This window comes from Spirochaetota bacterium (assembly GCA_034190085.1).
Taxonomy (GTDB): Bacteria; Spirochaetota; UBA4802; order UBA4802; family JAFGDQ01; genus JAXHTS01.
The window spans coordinates 1-18,458 of record JAXHTS010000084.1 but is presented as its reverse complement, the minus strand read 5'-3'; the positions used below and the strand labels follow the sequence as shown (position 1 = coordinate 18,458).

The window sequence follows — 18,458 nt, the reverse complement described above, 5'->3', positions numbered from 1 at the left end:
CCATGATGATGAATGCACAATCCCTGGCTCACATCACCTATCCCAGATGTTCAAGGGAGCAGAAGTATTCAAAGGAGGGCAACAATGCCATATATAACAGCTATGATGACCTGTTGTTTGGCGGAAGATGGGGAGAACTCAGCAAGGACAAGAATGGTAATTACAGACCTGAATGGGGGCATGAGCAGACAGATGATGACCCAGACTGGAACAATCGTGGATTAGTGGGATGGCTAGTTATTATGCTTGCCAGATGTTTCCGCGACTACATGCACGCTGAATTTGATTTGTTTGATCCTGAAATTGTATCATCCGCTGTTACACATAACGGATTAGGATATTTTCTCACTGACATATTAGGTTCGCTTGCGCTTGTTCCCTTATGCTATCATGAAAAGGATACACCTGATAACATACGTCCCTACAATACATGGAAGCAGCAGGTAATGGGTGGCACTCTAAAGGAGAATCATCCATTGGGAGATAATTTTTTTAATAGTGATACTTTAGAAACAGATTACTTTCTCACTCCATCTGATTATATAGCTTCATCAGGGATAAACAGCGAGACAGGCGAACCCTTAGCGCCTGATCCTGACAACATCTTTGGAGGCTGGGCGGTGAGGAATTTCTTTAGTATGAAGAATATTAGAAATATATATAATATTCTGTTAGACAGCGATCCCTTTGCCCCTGTTCCAGAGAGGTGTGACGGCCTTTTACCCCTACTAATGGCCTATGATGTTGAGAAGTTTAGAACTGTAACAAATGAACCTGGCAAGAAAGTAAACACAAAGCTTCTCAGCTCTCTCTTTGGACTCATTTATGATCTTGGTAATACGAAATATGATGATCCCTATGGCCCTGCTGGTGTTGATGATGATGACATGTCAACATGGGGACTACGACGAAAGGTATGCTATGGGCTTGAGCAATTTGTGACAACACTGAGGGTTGAGAAGCCTTTTGCCCTTCAGGATAATGAGACAAACTTTAAACGCATTATCCATCCTCAGTGGACATTCTATAAAGATTGCGAGGGGAAGCTTCTAGATACTATGCGTCCGGAGGATGTCACCTTTGAAATTGGGCAATTTCCGAATTTACCAGAAGTTGAGGACTGGACCAATTTTAACAGATTGTGCGACGCCCTGTCAGAACTTCTGAGCAATAATGGAGATACAGGCGGCAAATACAACATAATGGAAGATGTGATATCACTTATAGAGAAGCTCTTCAGGGGAGTTGATGCAAGCGAAGACAATATTATTGGTCTTCGTCATACATTGGGAGTTCTGTTGACAAGCTACAATAAAGGAAGCTGGGAATATCCGGACTCTATTGCTCATATTCTAGAAGATGAACTGCCTAAAATCTTAGAGTCCTTTAATGGACATTATGGCAATCTTCTCGTCCTTGCTGATGCCTTATTGAAGAATATTAATAATAGTGATGGGAATGGCAATAGAAATAACAATTTCATGAAATACTTCCTGAAGAATTTTACATCCAGTTATTCAGCAAAGGATGTTGTTGAGCAACTTTATGACTTTCTTGGTATTGACCTTGTAAAAAGGGCGGATTCATCTCTCTGGACGGAATTGGCAGAATTATTAATAGATTTTGCTGATATGATTGAGGAAGATGAACAACCTGGTTGGTTTGAGACAGATATATTCCATTCAAATAAGAATGTAATGGAGAACACTGATCCCTTCAGGGCTGTTGGAGAAATATTGTCATGGTAAAAAATACATATTATAATGTATAACATGTTCCTTTAGTGTTTAGATAAGGAGCAGTAGAAAATATAGTATATTTCATAAGGGGATTGCTGAAGAGTAACCATACCTTTCACCAATCCCCAACTTTTAATATCTACCAATGCAATTGATAAAGACGATGAATCCCCTCCTCGCTTACTGCTAAAAACATTGCAGACACTTTTTTATAATAACATAACAATAATTGTAATAATATTATTACCCACCCAAATTCCTGTAATACTCAATATACTCACATCTATAGCTTGAACCTCCTCATATATACATCAGCTAATCAAGTCTCTCCTTATTTAATGCTTATTGATGAATAAGAGATAAATAATCCTACATAGATCAAAAAAAATCATTTTTTCTGTTACTTTTTTTTGACTTGTATTCATTCTATACTTAATATTTATTGAGAACAGTCTGGACGGTTTTTTACAAAATACAAAAACTATGATTAAAATCTATAATAAGCACTATTTAGTATAATTATTAAAATAAATTATAAAAAAAGAGGTGGAACTATGAAAATGAAAAAATTAATAGCATTTTTATCAGTACCATTACTTCTCTTTTGTAATATTTCCTGTTCTAATGAAGATCTCAACTATTTTCAAAATAACGATCCTGAACCAGAATTCAAATTATTCAATCTACTGGATGATTGGCCAGCATTAAGAAGCATGTTCAACCCTCTTGATCAACGCACTTTCAACCGGCTTCTTTCAGACTCAATAAATGACAAACTCAAAGAGACTAAGGGTATACTAAATGTTGTAGATGATCTCTTAGTAAAGCCTGAAAATCGAACTAATATCATTTCCCGGTCTAAAAATATACTAAACCAAATTATTCATCAGGATAAAATGGATAGAGATTCAGAATATACTCGTAGGAACTCATCATCTGATTCATTTTATGCTGATAGCCTTTACAATCTGTGGGATCAAATCTCAAATAAAAAAATTGGGATATCAGAGAATATCATTTCTATAGCCAGAAAAATAATCACCTATATTAAAGATACTTACAATAGTGATGAATTAGAGGATATTATGTCAGGTTTGTCTTCTTTACTAAAAGAAAAAGAGCCCTATTTATGGAGGGATGACGAAAATAGCTTAATTGAGGACCTTGGGAAGCTCTTTTTCCAGGCAAATGAATATACATGGCTTGATGGGGAAGGCAAGATGATAACAGATCACAATATGATTAGCAAGAGTGGCGCAATAAATACTGGCACAGGGAATGCGGCCAAGGGTATGGATGCGCTTCTTATGGCAGTAAATGGGATGATGAAGGATGATAGGTTGAGAGAAGATATATTTATTATTCTTCGCGAAGTAGGAGACCTCTTTACTGCAGAAGTTCAGGGGAAGACGTTAAAGGATGTAATTAAAGATTTTGTCCACAATATTAAAAGATATTTAACCCCTGGAGGAGAAGAATATGAAAAGTGGAAAGTATACGAATGGCCGAATTTCAATCCCTATAGCGGATACGGTAAGGATGAGAATGGAAACTTTGCAGACAACAGTCATAGGATATACGCCGATGGTCAACTCAAAAATACTCTGAACTATATTATTTCAAGTTTGCAAGCCCTGCTTATGAGGGCTGGCAGGCATGGATCACCATTATACGATAAGGATGGCGAGAAGACCTATTTCCTGGAGATACTTATGAAATACTTGCAGCATGTTGAGGAGGATCCTTCCAATCCGAATGAGTTGTTTGCGCACGTTGAGGAATCCATCTATGATCATTGCCGCTTTGATATGGGATCAAGAGATAGGCTGAAGGCCGACTCATATGATGTAAATAATTATGATCCTGAAAAGGAACCCTCACCCATGAGCAATCTTGAATCCATATTCACACTCCTCTTTGGCACAGCCATTACAGCAGGATGGGCTACTGCTAATGGCGAAGCGGAAGGCATAGATACAGGGGAATTAGTGGATCATCCTAGCCAATTTTATGGCAATCTCCATGCCAATGGATTTTTGAGTCTTGGCAATGCCTTCAGCGGATTGGGCTTCAATAAGCTACTCGGTATAAATCCCTTTACGGTTGTATTTACTGACGACATAAAAGATCATGTATATAGATCTTCCTTTTATTTTGATATAGGAGAGAGGGATAATTATAGATTCCATTTTGATAAGGAGTATGGATTTCTTAATTTCCTGAGTGGACCGATTGTTAAAGACTCAGGTTTTCCGAATGGCGGAGGCCCTTTGTATGATGAGAATGGCGAACCCATACTCAATGGATTTAGAGCCTACTCTGGCATAGGAATGGCCAACAACGATTTTCTTGGATGGCTATTGGGTGTATTAGTTCATGACATTATGCTGGGGACAGGTCCCTTCTATTGCACAAAGAGAGTGGAAAGAGATGGAGATATTCATACATATTTCAGAAACAATGGAAAAATATATGCCCATGTAATCAAGCCCGCCCCTGATGATGCCTCAACATGGGACTATATATACCCTGTAGACAGCAAAATCGATGCACCAGGTGTGGCAATCTTCTTTTCAGATGTCGATCTTATCGCTGATGAAGGAGTATATATTGAAGATGATGTAATAATTCGAATCAATGTTGATGGTATAAGAAATAACATCACCTTTGAGGGAGGAAGGCACTGGGATCAACTCAGCCTTGTTGATAGGATCAATAATGCTTTTGATGGAAATTTCACTAATGGACCGGCGTTCCCTGCTGGTAGGGGAATTAAGCTTGTAGGAGAGAACAAGGAGATACCCAATGGCAAAATTCCTGAAGGAATAATAGAGATTAGCAATGTAATTGGCAATGGCGTAACTAAGCTTATAAGAGGGGATTACAGAAGAGAGAGGACTTTGAGGCAGTATTCAGGTCGGGAGAACAGATATTATGAAAAATGGAACTCAGATTATTTCTTAGTGAAATATAATCCTATCGGTTCATTTGGAGAGGAAAATGAAATATTCGTTTCACCAGCGGATATGAGTGGGAATGCGACACAACCAGGATGTTTAGTTGGTCGTGAGATGATACCCGAGCATAGCAAATACAGGGAATGCGGCGACTCCTTTGCCGCAGCATCGGACAGAAACTTCCAATGGAACTTCGCTGAGATGAAGCTCTCCATACCCCTAACCCTCTATGTTAGCATCACAAGTGAGGCGATTGAAGCTGCGCTAGATTACCTAATATTTACCTATATCGACGATTTGCTCGAGGATCTCAAATATCTCGATGAAATTACTGATGAAATTCGTAATAATTTAAAATCAATGATAATAAACCTAATTCCAGATGGTTTGGGCATTCCAATAACCTTTGAGATTGAGGGTAATGGCCTCGGAGCCCTTTTTAATCTGAAATTCCCACACGGTTCAGAAGATAATCCTATTATGGACCTTACAACAGGAAAGGGAAGATGGGTTAAGGATGGTGGATTTGACGACTCCCTTTATCCAGGTGATTACAGATTTTCATTGGTATTACCTGAAAAGCTGATAGCGGATGAGTTGATCGATATTTTGAAAAAACCTATATTTTGGTTTTTTGGACCAAATATAGATGAATTATTATTAGGTATGCCAATTGAAGAATTCATCAATTACGCTGTAGGAAAGGTATTGTATGGAGGTTACCTGCTTGGATTAAAGATTGATCCACTTCTTCAACACAATCCTCCATTAGCGCCTACCCTAATGCTCAATGCTCAATCCCTTGCTCATATAACCTATCCCAGGTGTTCAAGAGAGCAGAAGTATTCAAAGAGTGGCAACAATGCTATTTACAATAGTCATGGCGATCTGTTATTCGGCGGTAGATGGGGAGATCTCTGTAAAGACAAGAATGGAGTGTACCGGCCTGAATGGGGACATGAACAAAATGACGATGATCCTGATTGGAATAATCGTGGATTAGTGGGATGGTTGGTTGTTATCATTGCCGAATGCCTGCGTGACTATATGCACGCTGATCTTGACCTATTTGACCCTGAGATTGTAGCCTCAACCATCACCCATAATGGCATTGGCCTTTTTCTCACTGATATGTTAGGCGCCTTAGCCCTTGTTCCACTCAGCTACTATGAAAAGGATACGCCAGAAAACAGGCGTCCCTACAACTCATGGAAACAACAGGTATTGGGTGGAAAACTAAAATCTGATCATAAACTTGGTGATGCTTATTATGATGCAGATTCCCTCACAACTGATTATTTTCTTACACCTGCCGACTATATAGCCTCTTCTGGAATAGACAAAGACACAGGCGAACCTCTTGTGCCTGATACTGATAGCATCTTCGGGGGATGGGCGGTGAGGAATTTCTTCAGGATGAAAGATATTAGAAATATATATAATATACTATTAGATAGCGATCCATTTGCTGCTGTTCCGAAGAGGTGTGATGGCCTTTTACCGCTCTTGACAAGCTATGATGTTGATAGTTTTACAACAATGTCAAATGATCCCCAAAAAAATGTCAATACACGGCTGCTTACCTCCGCTTGTAGGCTCCTTTATGATCTCGGTGATACAAAGTATGATGATCCATATGGACCGGAAGGGGTTGACGATAACGATATGTCAACATGGGGACTGAGACGAAAAGTATGCTATGGGCTTGAGCAATTTATTACTACACTCAAGGTTGAGAAACCCTTTGCTCTACAGGATAATGAGACCAACTTTAAGCGCATTATCCATCCTCAGTGGTTGTTTTCAGGAGATTGCGATGGTAATCCCTATGAAATACGACCTGAGGATGTGAAGTTTGAAGTTGCAGAATTTCCTGATCCACCAGAGGTTGAGGATTGGAGCAACTTTAACAGACTTTGTGATGCGTTGTCAGAACTTCTGAGTAACAATGGAGAGAGCAAAGGCAAGTACAATATTATGGATGATGTTATTGCCCTTATGGATAAGCTATTCAGAAGGGTGGACGCGACTGATGATAATATCAAAGGTCTTCGCCACACTGTCGGATCAATGCTTACAAGATATAATAAAGGAAAATGGGAATTTCCTGATGATATAATCCATATTATAGAAAGTGATTTATCAAAAATTATAGATGTATTTAAGGGACACTACACTAGCATAATAGCGCTCGCAGAAGGTCTTTTAAATGATACTGGCAAAGGCAATGGAAATAATAATTTCATGATTTATCTTATGGAGAATTTAAGATCCAGTTATTCGACCAAGGATGTTCTGGAGCAGCTTAATGACTTTCTTGGCATAGATCTTATTACAAGACACGACTCTTCCCTCTGGAATGATCTTGCAGAACTCTTAATCAGCTTTGCAGATATGATCGATGAGGATGAGCAGCCTGGGTGGTTTGAGGTTGATACTTTCCAATCGAATAAGAGTATAATGGATAACACAGACTCATTCAGAGCACTGGGAGAGATATTGTCATGGTAAAGAGATAAATATAATTTAAGGGTTGTCTAATAAAATGAACATGCATTAGACAACCCCTACCCTTATTATACCCCTTACAGCTTACTCATCAGATATTACTCAATATTATACTTGACTATTGCATTAATGAGCATTATAAATATTCTCGAATCTAATAATTATTTTAGGAGGGAAAAATGAATTTTTATAAGAGCCTTATTACGTGTACCCTTTTTATTGCATTTTTTTCACTATTTCTGCTAAGCTGTAAAGATGATGATGATGATGGAGTGCCCATAATACCTTCAAACACAACTACAGAACTTACTTCAAATCTTTCAAACATAAGCAATAACTTTAGACCCGATTCGCTGGGTTATAGCCAAAGTAAACACAACAAGGATGGCGATGATCCCTGCGATTTCTGTGAGGGTGAGTCTTCCTGTCTATATGATTGTCAGCCAGTGCTTCTTAGGCTTTATATTCAACTAGCAAGAACATTCCTTGATGCTACAATTCAGATCGTTGGAGAGATGGGTTATCATCTGGGAATGTTATCAGACGGTTCAAGCGGTACTCACACTACTCCTGAGGATATGACTATATTATATGATAAGACATCATCAACGGATTTCAGCCTCCTGATAAAATACAACGATGAATCTGTAATGTATATTGATATGAATGATGATGAATATAGGGTAATGGCAGACTTTACTAAGATGCCTGAAACTGAAGATGATGGATCCGGCGTAATAGATATAGCTGTGACATACACAAATGCTGATACTTGGACAGTGGAGACTATATTAACTGATGTTGAGTGTGAAGAAGATGATCCTAGAGCTCCTGAAAGATTTAGAATTCTTATGACCAAAGATAGCACCTTATGGAAGGGCAAGGCGATACTATATAGCGGTAGATGGGCGGAAGACGATACATGCAGTTGCAGTACCGTTCAAAGTGATGAAAAATCAATGTGCTTTTACACCGATTTTGTCGGAGACAGCATAGCTGCAAAGGCTAATGTTTATACTATGCAGAGGGATAAGGATGATTTTGACTTTGATGATTTTGGACTCAATAACATTTGTGTAAACTACTGGGATATAGCTCCGATATTTAGTTTTACCAGTGATGAAAATGATTGTAATACCTATTTAAATTGGTCTGAACGATATCCTAACCCATTCTGCAATCATCTTGATACTGCAATTATCAATGCAGAATGGGGATGTGATTGCTCAGACTATTCTTCAACTGTTGCTAATGAATCATGGGGATCTGCTGATGACTGGGTGTATACACCCTATGATTTCTATCACGATTTGACAATCAACCTTCCTACCAATCTCTAATCCTTCCTTAACCTGCTAAACAAATTAAAGGAACGGAAATCCGTTCCTTTAATTTTATGTATAATTCAAATAATACCCTAAATAAGAAAGAATTGAATAAAAGTACTTGATTTATATAATTGAGAATTATCTATATTATTATAGATATATTTCTTCTAAGATGTAGGCAAAATATATAGACACTATTTTCTAACAATACAAATTACTTTATAAGAAGGAGCAAAATCTTATGGATTTTCAATTCGGGGAGAAGGAAGAAAAATTAAGGAAAGAGATTCGGGAATTTGTTAAAAAGGAGATTCCCCAAGAGCATGTCGGCGGCATGTTATCTGAGGAGCATCATGATGATGATTGGGAATTCGCGATGTCAATTGCTAAAAAGCTTTCACAAAAGGGTTGGTTAACCATGTCCTGGCCAAAGGAATATGCCGGTATGGGCGCTTCTCTCTGGGAGCAGGTAGTGTATCAGGAAGAGGTGGGATATTGGGGTATACCAGGAACATCAATGGGAATAAGCGGCGTGGGATGGGTTGGCCCTTCGCTCATTTTATTCGGCACAGAGGAGCAGAAGAAAAAATATATGCCACTAATAGCGGCAGGAGATCCTGATGGTGTATGGTGCACAGGATATAGCGAGCCAGATGCTGGAAGCGATTTTGCAAATCTCAGAACTCGTGCGGAAAGGAAAGGTGATGAGTATGTAATCAATGGGCAAAAGGTATGGAATAGCGCTGGTCACAGAGCTAGATGGTGCTGGCTTGCAGTTAAAACTGATACAAACGTAAAGAAGAAACACCACGGCATCAGCATTATTATTGTGGATATGAAGAGTAAGGGAATAACCATAAGACCCATCCTGAATTATGTTGGATGCCATATATTTAACGAGGTGTTCTTTGATGATGTGAGGGTTCCTGTGGAAAACCTTGTCGGAGAAGAAAATAAGGGGTGGTATCAATTGATGCAGTCTTTAGGTTTTGAGAGAGGCAGCATTGGAATTGGAGCTTGTGGAGCCAATAGAAGGATTCTGGATGAGCTAGTTTTTTATGCAAAGGAGACAGGACTTATTCACAAACAAGAGATTCGTCAAGGGCTTGCTGATGTTGCTGTTGATATTGAAACACTTAAAATGATCGCTTATGAAACGATATGGAAGATGACTCAGGGTGGCACTCCAATTTATGAGCCATCAAGGGACAAGGCATTCAATGATATATTAATGGAGAAGCTCTCTGTGCTTGGAACAGAAATAATTGGAGCCTACTCACAGAATGATCCCTTGGATAGAAATTATAAATGGGCTAAGATGAAGGCTCGTATAGAGAATATATATTGGACATTTCCTGGAATAGCAATCGCAGGGGGAACCACCGATACGCAAAAAAATATTATAGGTCAATTCCAACTACAATTGCCCAAATCATATTGATATTAAATAAGATTTAAAAGCGGATACGATCAATTGATCGTCCATTCTTACAATTATTAATTGAAGATGGGGAGGAATCGCCCTATCCTAATAGGCTTGAATGTAGACAGGTAATAATCAATGTCTCCTCCCCTTTCATTACTAATATTTATTAATGGTAAAAAATATTAATCAATACTACAAGTAACTTAACCAACTTAAATCACTTTATATTTATGATGTCATTTGCTTCCTCAGTCAATATAAATATTAAAGAATATTTGACACAATAAAAGATAGAGAAAGAGAGACAAAAAAATATGTTTGGAATGTCGTTATCTTTAACATTCTTGTAAGTTATATTTATTAAATAAGAATAGGAGAGACAAATGGAAATTACTGATGGGATCCATCGCGTTGAGGGTTTAAAGGGTGTCAATGCCTACTTCTTGATTAATAATGAGGGTGTCATTTTAATTGATACAGGCATGCCTGGCAATGCAGAAAGAATTATTACTCAAGTAAAGAGCTTGGGCAAAGGAGAAGATGATATTACTCATATAATTATAACACATGCTGATATTGATCACTGCGGCAGTGCAGCAGATCTCAAAAAGATGACAGGCGCAAAATTGGCTATACATGAAGGGGATGCAGCATCTATATGTGGGGAAACTGAGCTTAAGAAGGTAAAGGGATTCATGAAGGTAATCTTTAATACTATGTCACTCTTCATGCGATTTGTTCCCATTAAACCAGATATCATCCTACAGGATGGAGATGAAATTGATGGTTTGAAGATTTATCACATACCGGGACATACAAATGGAAGCATTTGCATATATAAGCCCAATAAGGCAATCTTCACAGGTGACGCTATTATTACTATTGGGAAAGGGGGGCCTCGGGGGCCAATGGGGATATTTACTCTTGATATGGCTCAGGCTTGGGAATCTATCAATAGATTAAATAATCTCGAACTCGAATATGATATTCTCTTACCAGGACATGGTAATCCATTAACTCATAACGCTTCGTTAAAGGTAAAGGAATTAAAAAAATAGTAATATTTACGATTAGCTCTTATATACTTATGTAAATAGCATAGTAATCAATCACAATCCTCATATCATTTACAGTAAAGGGGAAGCAGCAATATCTGCTGATTTCCCTTTACTGTATATCAATTTTTAAAATAACATCCCTTGAGATATCAATTGTATTTCATTTTATAATTATTTTAACTGCAAAATTATTTCACCACATAATTGAAGATATAATTATCATAAAAATGCAGTAAAATCCCCTACCTATGTAAATAGACAACTTGAAGATTGAATATGAATATTTATCCCCTTGATGGTAAAATTACAGTAGCTCTCCCAGGAGTAGTTTTCTGTCCCTGCCCATTCTCAACCGCTATTTCACAATCTACATAATGTTCGCCATCCTGAATATATTTCTTAGTAACAACCCCCTTACACTGCCAGGTCTCTCCATCTAAAGGTTCAGTAAAATTCTTCATGGAACGGGGTTTATCTACAGCTCGATATTGGCAGGAAAACTTCTTCATTGTTCCTTCCACTCCAATCCAATCAGTAACGAGCTGAACCAGCCATTGACGTTTAAGAGCGCCATGTACAATAATGCCGCCTGTAACCGCAGCTAAGGGTGTCCCGGGATCATAATGATGTGGATTAAAGTCCCCTGAAGCCCCTGCCCATCTAACCAACATCTCCGTTGTTGCGATTTTAGTAAGTGTTGGGATCTCACTATTCTCTTCAATATCTTCCCAATATACCTGTTTCCTTTGTTCAGCCATTTTATTCACCTCCAATAATTATGCTGGTCGACCGATTACGGTCATTCTAGCCTTAGTTACCACATCACCATTTTGATTGGTAAAGGTTGTCTCTATTACCCCGAATAACGATGCGCCTGATTTTCCTTCCTTTTCATAGATATCTGCGACTTTAGCTGAAGATACAAGAACATCTCCTGGACGGATTGGTATAAACAAATCAAATTCAACACCCCCATCCAAAACACCAGGGAAACCAGCTTTCGCAAACTCACCCATCATCGTAGCCATGGGGCCTGATAACATTGGAGCCGGTTTTGCAGGCCATCCAAAGAAACCCGGAGGACAAATGACCGAACCATATTTGGTATTTTTTGCAAATTCATCATCACTCCATAAGGGGTTGTCATCACCAACTGCCTGTGCGAATCTTTTAATAGCTCCATATTCGACCTCATAGACAGTAGGTTCGGTTGTTGTGCCAATAAACCTCTTCTTCAACTCTTCTACCCTTGCTAATACATCATCGTTAGCCACCTTTGTCACCTCCGAAAAATGATTGTATTCCCTTGCTTAGAACGTTATTTAAGTCTCTATTACAATGGGAACGACAATAACAAGAGGCCTTAAAAAATCAATTAAAATGCACAATTTTAGATATTTTTTTATCATAGTTCAAAATGGGTGAAATAGGCCCTCCCCCCGCCTTCAGTTAGAAAATGAAGGATTTATATCATTTTCGCGAAAGCGGGAACCCATAGGCATACTTAAATAATACTTTCAAAACAGATCTAGTTGAATCTCATCAGACACAGATGTTTTTGATTCTCTCTTTTCCTGATGAAGTAATTCTTTTTCCAGTCGGTTAATAAATCTACTTCTCTGTTGATTTAGGAACCTTCCAGAGTAGTACCGTCTTTTTGCATGAGTTAGGAATAGATATTTCCTGGTTCTTGTAATTCCAACATAAAATATTCTCTCTTCCTCATGTAGCTCGCGCGCTCCCTTCTTCTCAAATAGTTCAAAGGGTATAATTCTATCTTCGCATCCTGGAATAAAAACAGTATTAAACTCCAAGCCCTTGGATGCATGAATTGTCATCAATGAAACCGCCTCTGTTCTTTCATCATATTCATCAATGCCCTTTCGGGTGGATAGATTGAAGAAGAAGCTATCATAATCATTCCCAAAAGGCTTGGCCAACAGCATTATCCGCTCGATGTCTTCTGCATCAAACACAATCCCCTTCATCATCAAATATACTGTTTTGTATACTTCTTCTCTGTTATCTATCATCTGTAAAATTTCCTCTATATCTATCTGCGATATAGAAGGCTCAATATCTTTCTGATGAAAATAGATTCTTCGAAATTGACCTATCAGGGAATTAAAGGGTTCTTTCATGTAAAAGGGTTCCGTACCTATTACTTGATAGGCAATCCCATGATTTTCTAAGGCTCTTACTATTGGATCAAACATGCTTGTTGAACGGCACAAGATGCAGAAATCCGAAAAACTTCCTGAATCAGATGAAGCTTCCCCATTACTTATCCCGCTGTCCATTGAAAAGCTGCGAACACCACCCATCATCCTCTCGATCTGAGTAGCAATCCAGTCTGCCTCACTCTTCTCTGTCTCAGTCTCCTGAATATGCACCTTTATGTCATCTGGCTTCCCTTGCATAAATTTTCCCTTTTGCAATACCTGAGCCGCGATCTTTATAATGGAATCCGGACAGCGATAACTCTTTGTCAAACCGATCACTCTAATATTTGGCAAGTCTTTCTTTATTCTATCAATAAAACGAATATCCGATCCTCTAAATCCATATATTGATTGATCCGGATCTCCAATTACAAAAAGATTGGGATTCCCCTCACCTGCTATCAACGTAATTAACTCATACTGTCTTGCATTGATATCCTGATATTCGTCAATCAATATCCAGGGATAACGCTCCCTATACAATTTAAGAATATCGGGATTCATCTTCAATAATTCTACCGGAAGATATATGAGATCATCTAAATCAAATGCCCCCCTGAGTTTCAATTCACTCTGATAAACGCCTAGTATACCGTATGCATCTTCTAGCAGGATGCCTTGTTTAAAAGCCATAATCTGTTCAATCTTTTTTTCAATTCCTCGCTTATTAACTCCCTCTATCTTCAGCAATATCTCTCTCTTTTCATTATCATCTATGATATAAAACCTCTCAGTTCTATCCAGCTTTTTGCAATGCTCTCTCAAGATTGAGAGCCCAAAGGAATGAAAGGTCGATATATTAACCCTAAGAGGGGATAACCTTTTTATTAATCTTTCTCGCATCTCCTTAGCAGCCTTATTAGAAAATGTAACAGATAGAATATTCTCCTGTTTTACACTATGATGAGTAATAAGCTGTTGTATCCGTTCTGTAAGTATTCTTGTCTTTCCTGAACCTGGACCAGCCAGAACCATACATGGACCAAAGAGGTGTTCTATTCCATCCCTCTGGTCTTTATTGAATATATTCTCTGACAGATTATTCCTCTGTATTTCATTGTTTGTGCTCGACTTTTGATAAAGGGATTGAAACTCTTCTATGTTGAAATCGAGTGATAGTTTTGATTTAATCCTTCTATCTTTAGGATTCTGAGAAACCGTTAAGAATAGGTGTTTTCCAGAAAAAGAGGCAATTTCCTCTTCAGTAAACACCTTTATCCGGCCATATTCTCCGTCAAAACCCTCATCAATAATAATCTTTCCATCCCGTAATCTCTGCACTCCCTCAGCCAAAAGTTCGCCACCCTGCTCTCTTATCTCATTATTATCAGCAAATAATAATATATTAAGTTCTGGCCCCAACTCCCTAATGAGTCGAAAATACTCATTCTGTACAGTCTTTGTTGAACTGTTCTTCTTGCCTAACATTTCTGCCAAAAGGTCAGATAAAGAGGTTATAGAATAATAATAATTTTTATTATCAGAATTCTTTAAATTAAACCTATCCGCTAATTCAGCAACACGATGCATCACTCCTTTAGTCACTGGTTTCCCGCATACTGGGCATAGGCTGTCATTTAATAATGTCTCAAGGGGGTCCCAGCGAATATTGCATTTGCGATGACCATCGTAATGATATTTACCCTCCTCTGGAAAGAACTCAATAGTTCCGAAGAGGCCAGTATCTCCGGATAAGCTCTCATATATCCCCTCATAAGACAGCTCAGCATCAAATAGATTCGCTTCTCTCCCTAACTTTTCTGGGGAATGAGCATCAGAATTAGAGACTAATTTGAATTTATCTAAAAAGCTGCATGTCCAGTTCATCGTTGGATCGCTGGAAAGTCCTGTTTCAACAGCAAAGATGTGAGAAGTCAAATCTTCATAGCACTCATTCACACTCTCAAAACCAGACTTTGATCCCAAGACTGAAAACCAGGGTGTCCATATATGAGCCGGTATCAGAAAGGAGTTATGAGATGACTCCAGAATCATCTCCAACAATATTTTCGAATCAAGTCCCAGAATAGGCCGTCCATCTGACTCAATATTGCCTATCTTCGTTAAACGTTTTTGAACAAATTCCACAGCTTCAAAATTCGGGAATATGGTGAGATTATGTACCTTCCTCACACTCCCGTCCTTCTTATATATATTACTAATCTCCCCAGTTAATATGAAGTATATATCCTTCAATTTAATACTTCCAGATGATGTTAAAATATCCTTTAATCGAAATTCATCCCTCAAGCGGTATAATCCGTTACTCGCTGGCTCTAATTTTTCTTTCAATTCCTTCAACCAACCCGGATGAACACAATCGCCAGTACCTATTACATTTATTCCTTTTAACCTTGCCCAATAATCCAAATATTCTGGTATTAATTTCTTGCTAGTCGCTATTGAATAGTGGGAATGAATATGAAAATCTGCAATATACTTCAAATATCGCCTCCATTAATTCTGATATATAAATAATAATGATCTCAAAGGATGTTAGATGACTCCTTTTCAGCAATGTAAATGGTTGAATAAGTATCAAATTGCTATGTTGATGCTAGTATAAAGATAGGCGTAATGAAAAACAATAGCGCAAAGATACATCGATTCTCTTCATTATAACCCTATGCCTTTATGAGTATTATATACATGGGGTTTAATATGATTTGGGTAATTGTAGCTCAAACTGACCGATTATATTCCTCTGAGTATCAGTAGTCCCTGCAGCGATGGCTATTCCAGGAAATGTCCAATATATATTCTCTATACGAGACTTCATCTTAGCCCATTTATAATTTCTATCCATTGGATCAGTTTGTGAGTAAGCTCCTAATATTTCTGTTCCAAGCACAGAGAGCTTCTCCATCAACATATCATTGAATGCCTTGTCTCTTGATGGTTCATAGATTGGTGTAAATCCATCTGTCATTCTCCAAATTGTCTGATACACAAGCATCTTTCTGGCTTCAATATCAACAGCTACATCAGCCAGCCTTTGACGAATCTCTTGTTTGTGAATAAGTCCCGTCTCCTTTGCATAAAAGACTAACTCATCCAATATCCTTTTATTGGCTCCGCAGGTTGAAATACCAGCGCTACCCCTCTCAAAACTCAAAGCCTGCATCAATTGATACCACCCCCTATTCTCTTCACCGACAAGGTTTTCCACAGGAACCCTTACATCATCAAAGAACACCTCATTAAATATATGGCATCCAACGTAATTCAAAATAGGCCTTATGGTTATTCCACTGCTCTTCATATCCACAATAATAATGCTGATGCCATGGTGTTTCTTCTTTACGTTTATATCAGTCTTAACTGCAAGCCAGCACCATCTTGCTCTGTGAGCGGCACTGGTCCATACCTTTTGCCCATTGATTACATACTCATCACCCTTCCTTTCCGCACGAGTTCTGAGATTTGCAAAATCGCTTCCAGCATCTGGCTCGCTATATCCTGTGCACCATACACCATCAGGCTCTCCGGATGCGATAAGTGGCATGTATTTCTTCTTCTGCTCCTCTGTACCGAATAAAATGAGCGATAGACCAACCCATCCCACGCCGCTTATTCCCATTGATGTTCCTGGTATACCCCAATATCCCACCTCTTCCTAATACACTACCTGTTCCCACAGAGAAGCGCCCATGCCGCCGTATTCCTTTGGCCAGGACATCGTTAGCCAACCCTTCTGTGAAAGTTTTTTAGCTATTGACATCGCAAATGCCCAATCATCATCATAATGCTCCTCAGATAACATGCCGCCGACATGCTCTTGGGGAATCTCCTCTTTAACAAATTCTTTAATCTCTTTCCTTAATTTTTCTTCCTTCTCCCTGAAATGAAATTCCATAAAGCCCCCCCTATTATTTAATATTTTTGTATTAATTTATTCTCTATAAGTCCCCTATTATCTTTATAATCGTTGAAGCTCTTCACTAATCCCTAAAGATTATCTCAGTTCTTTGAAAGTATAAAATTTGACCTAAGGAAGTCAATAATAAATCATCACATTTAGCATTTACATTAAAATGGATATATTCAAGATAATGTAAATATGCTTAATTCCTATGCCATTGTATTGCTGAGACTTATCATCACATTTTCTTCGTACTCATGTAAGGTCAGAATTAACCACCGAAATTATTAACATTGATATAAAAAAAATTCTTGGCAATAGGCAAGTGTTAAGTTTATTAAAATTTAATTCTCCTACAGCAATCTCCCAAAATCGCCTTGCATGAAATGAACAATTTAATGTATATAGGTAATAATGGATCTACATTATGTTATTAGTTGAAAGTAAGGTGATAGGATATCGCCTTTTTCAATTTATAGATGGAGGTAATAATTGGAACTGATTACTCAAATTGCAATCGTACTATTTGGATGTTCAGCTATCTGGCTTGTTACAAGAAGAGAACATTGGATGCGATGGGGATTTATTGTGGGACTTATTGGTCAACCATTTTGGTTTTATACATCCATTAAAGCTCAACAATGGGGTATTGTATTGTTATCACTTTGGTACACCTATTGTTGGATTCAGGGGATTTGGAATTATTGGATTAAGCCGAGGAGAAAGAACAGTCAACAACCAGGGGCTGTCTAAAAGGTTAGAATAACAATTCTAAGTGACATAAAATGATTGCCTTAGAAAACAGATATGAGAATACTAAACAAGAAGAAGGCAGTTAAGGAGAAAACGATGTCAGAAGAAGACATTGACGAAGTCTTATTCGAGACTGAAATAGTTGAAATAAATAAGTCAACAACCACCCCCACCAGAGGTAGGGGCTTGATGAGCCCCATAGGGGCTTTTTTTACTCAGCTAAAATAGTTTTCCTTGATTCTCTAGTCTAGAGAGTTTATCCTGATCTTTTATGTACTTACGAATCATTTCTTCATTTTCACCTACAGTATTTACGTAATACCCCCTACTCTAAAAATGACTGCCCCAATATTTCTGCCTTAATTCAGGAAACTTATTAAAAATTCTTATCGCTGTCTTACCTTTCAACTTCCCAATTACTTCTGAAATAGAATACTTCGGCGGTATTGCTAAACACATATGAATATGATCTTTACTTACATTCCCTTCAATAATCTCTACTCTCATCCATACACAAAGTTTTCTTATTTCATCTCTTACTGCTTCCCTTATCTCTCTATTAAAAACCTTGTAACGATATTTGGGGATTATTACAATATGATACT

Annotated in this window: 12 protein-coding genes and 1 pseudogene; 7 read left to right on the top strand and 6 right to left on the bottom strand. The window is 38.0% G+C overall.

The window, feature by feature from the left end; genetic code table 11:
- From SVZ03_17395 to SVZ03_17375, 5 genes are all read left to right on the top strand, one after another.
- Positions 1-1,748, top strand: a 1,748-nt coding sequence (locus tag SVZ03_17395; protein ID MDY6935979.1) for a hypothetical protein, incomplete at its 5' end; no start/stop codon positions are given.
- Positions 1,749-2,293: 545 nt separating this feature from the next.
- On the top strand, positions 2,294-7,207 hold the full coding sequence (locus SVZ03_17390) for a hypothetical protein (protein ID MDY6935978.1): 4,914 nt from the start codon (positions 2,294-2,296) through the stop codon (positions 7,205-7,207).
- Positions 7,208-7,383: 176 nt separating this feature from the next.
- Positions 7,384-8,544 carry a hypothetical protein gene (locus tag SVZ03_17385; protein ID MDY6935977.1) on the top strand — a complete coding sequence of 387 codons (1,161 nt, stop codon included), beginning with the start codon at positions 7,384-7,386 and terminating at the stop codon, positions 8,542-8,544.
- A 229-nt stretch (positions 8,545-8,773) separates the two neighbouring features.
- Positions 8,774-9,973 carry an acyl-CoA dehydrogenase family protein gene (locus tag SVZ03_17380; protein ID MDY6935976.1) on the top strand — a complete coding sequence of 400 codons (1,200 nt, stop codon included), beginning with the start codon at positions 8,774-8,776 and terminating at the stop codon, positions 9,971-9,973.
- A 368-nt stretch (positions 9,974-10,341) separates the two neighbouring features.
- On the top strand, positions 10,342-11,016 hold the full coding sequence (locus SVZ03_17375; protein MDY6935975.1) for an MBL fold metallo-hydrolase: 675 nt from the start codon (positions 10,342-10,344) through the stop codon (positions 11,014-11,016).
- A 284-nt stretch (positions 11,017-11,300) separates the two neighbouring features.
- Here the strand turns inward: SVZ03_17375 and SVZ03_17370 are convergent, their stop codons facing one another.
- From SVZ03_17370 to SVZ03_17350, 5 genes and pseudogenes are all read right to left on the bottom strand, one after another.
- Entirely contained in the window at positions 11,301-11,774 is a 474-nt protein-coding gene (locus tag SVZ03_17370; protein ID MDY6935974.1) for a MaoC/PaaZ C-terminal domain-containing protein, read from the bottom strand.
- A gap of 18 nt (positions 11,775-11,792) precedes the next feature.
- The gene (locus SVZ03_17365) at positions 11,793-12,290 is read right to left on the bottom strand and encodes a MaoC family dehydratase N-terminal domain-containing protein (protein ID MDY6935973.1); all 498 of its coding nucleotides are present in this window, start codon (positions 12,288-12,290) and stop codon (positions 11,793-11,795) included.
- Positions 12,291-12,533: 243 nt separating this feature from the next.
- Positions 12,534-15,683, bottom strand: coding sequence for a UvrD-helicase domain-containing protein (locus SVZ03_17360; GenBank protein ID MDY6935972.1), 3,150 nt, complete (start codon positions 15,681-15,683; stop codon positions 12,534-12,536).
- 211 nt (positions 15,684-15,894) lie between these two features.
- Positions 15,895-16,743, bottom strand: coding sequence for an acyl-CoA dehydrogenase family protein (locus SVZ03_17355; protein ID MDY6935971.1), 849 nt, complete (start codon positions 16,741-16,743; stop codon positions 15,895-15,897).
- Positions 16,732-17,094 (bottom strand): annotated as a pseudogene (locus SVZ03_17350) (acyl-CoA dehydrogenase family protein). Before SVZ03_17350 ends, SVZ03_17355 begins: the two are co-directional and overlap by 12 nt.
- 498 nt (positions 17,095-17,592) lie before the next feature.
- Between SVZ03_17350 and SVZ03_17345 the strand changes: the two are divergent.
- Positions 17,593-17,853, top strand: a complete 261-nt coding sequence (locus SVZ03_17345) for a hypothetical protein (protein MDY6935970.1) — start codon at positions 17,593-17,595, stop codon at positions 17,851-17,853.
- 96 nt (positions 17,854-17,949) lie between these two features.
- A complete protein-coding gene (locus SVZ03_17340; protein ID MDY6935969.1) occupies positions 17,950-18,081 on the top strand; it encodes a hypothetical protein in 132 nt (43 codons plus the stop codon).
- A gap of 102 nt (positions 18,082-18,183) precedes the next feature.
- Here SVZ03_17340 and tnpA read toward each other — a convergent pair.
- The coding region (gene tnpA, locus SVZ03_17335; GenBank protein ID MDY6935968.1) for an IS200/IS605 family transposase at positions 18,184-18,458 on the bottom strand (275 nt) is incomplete at its 5' end.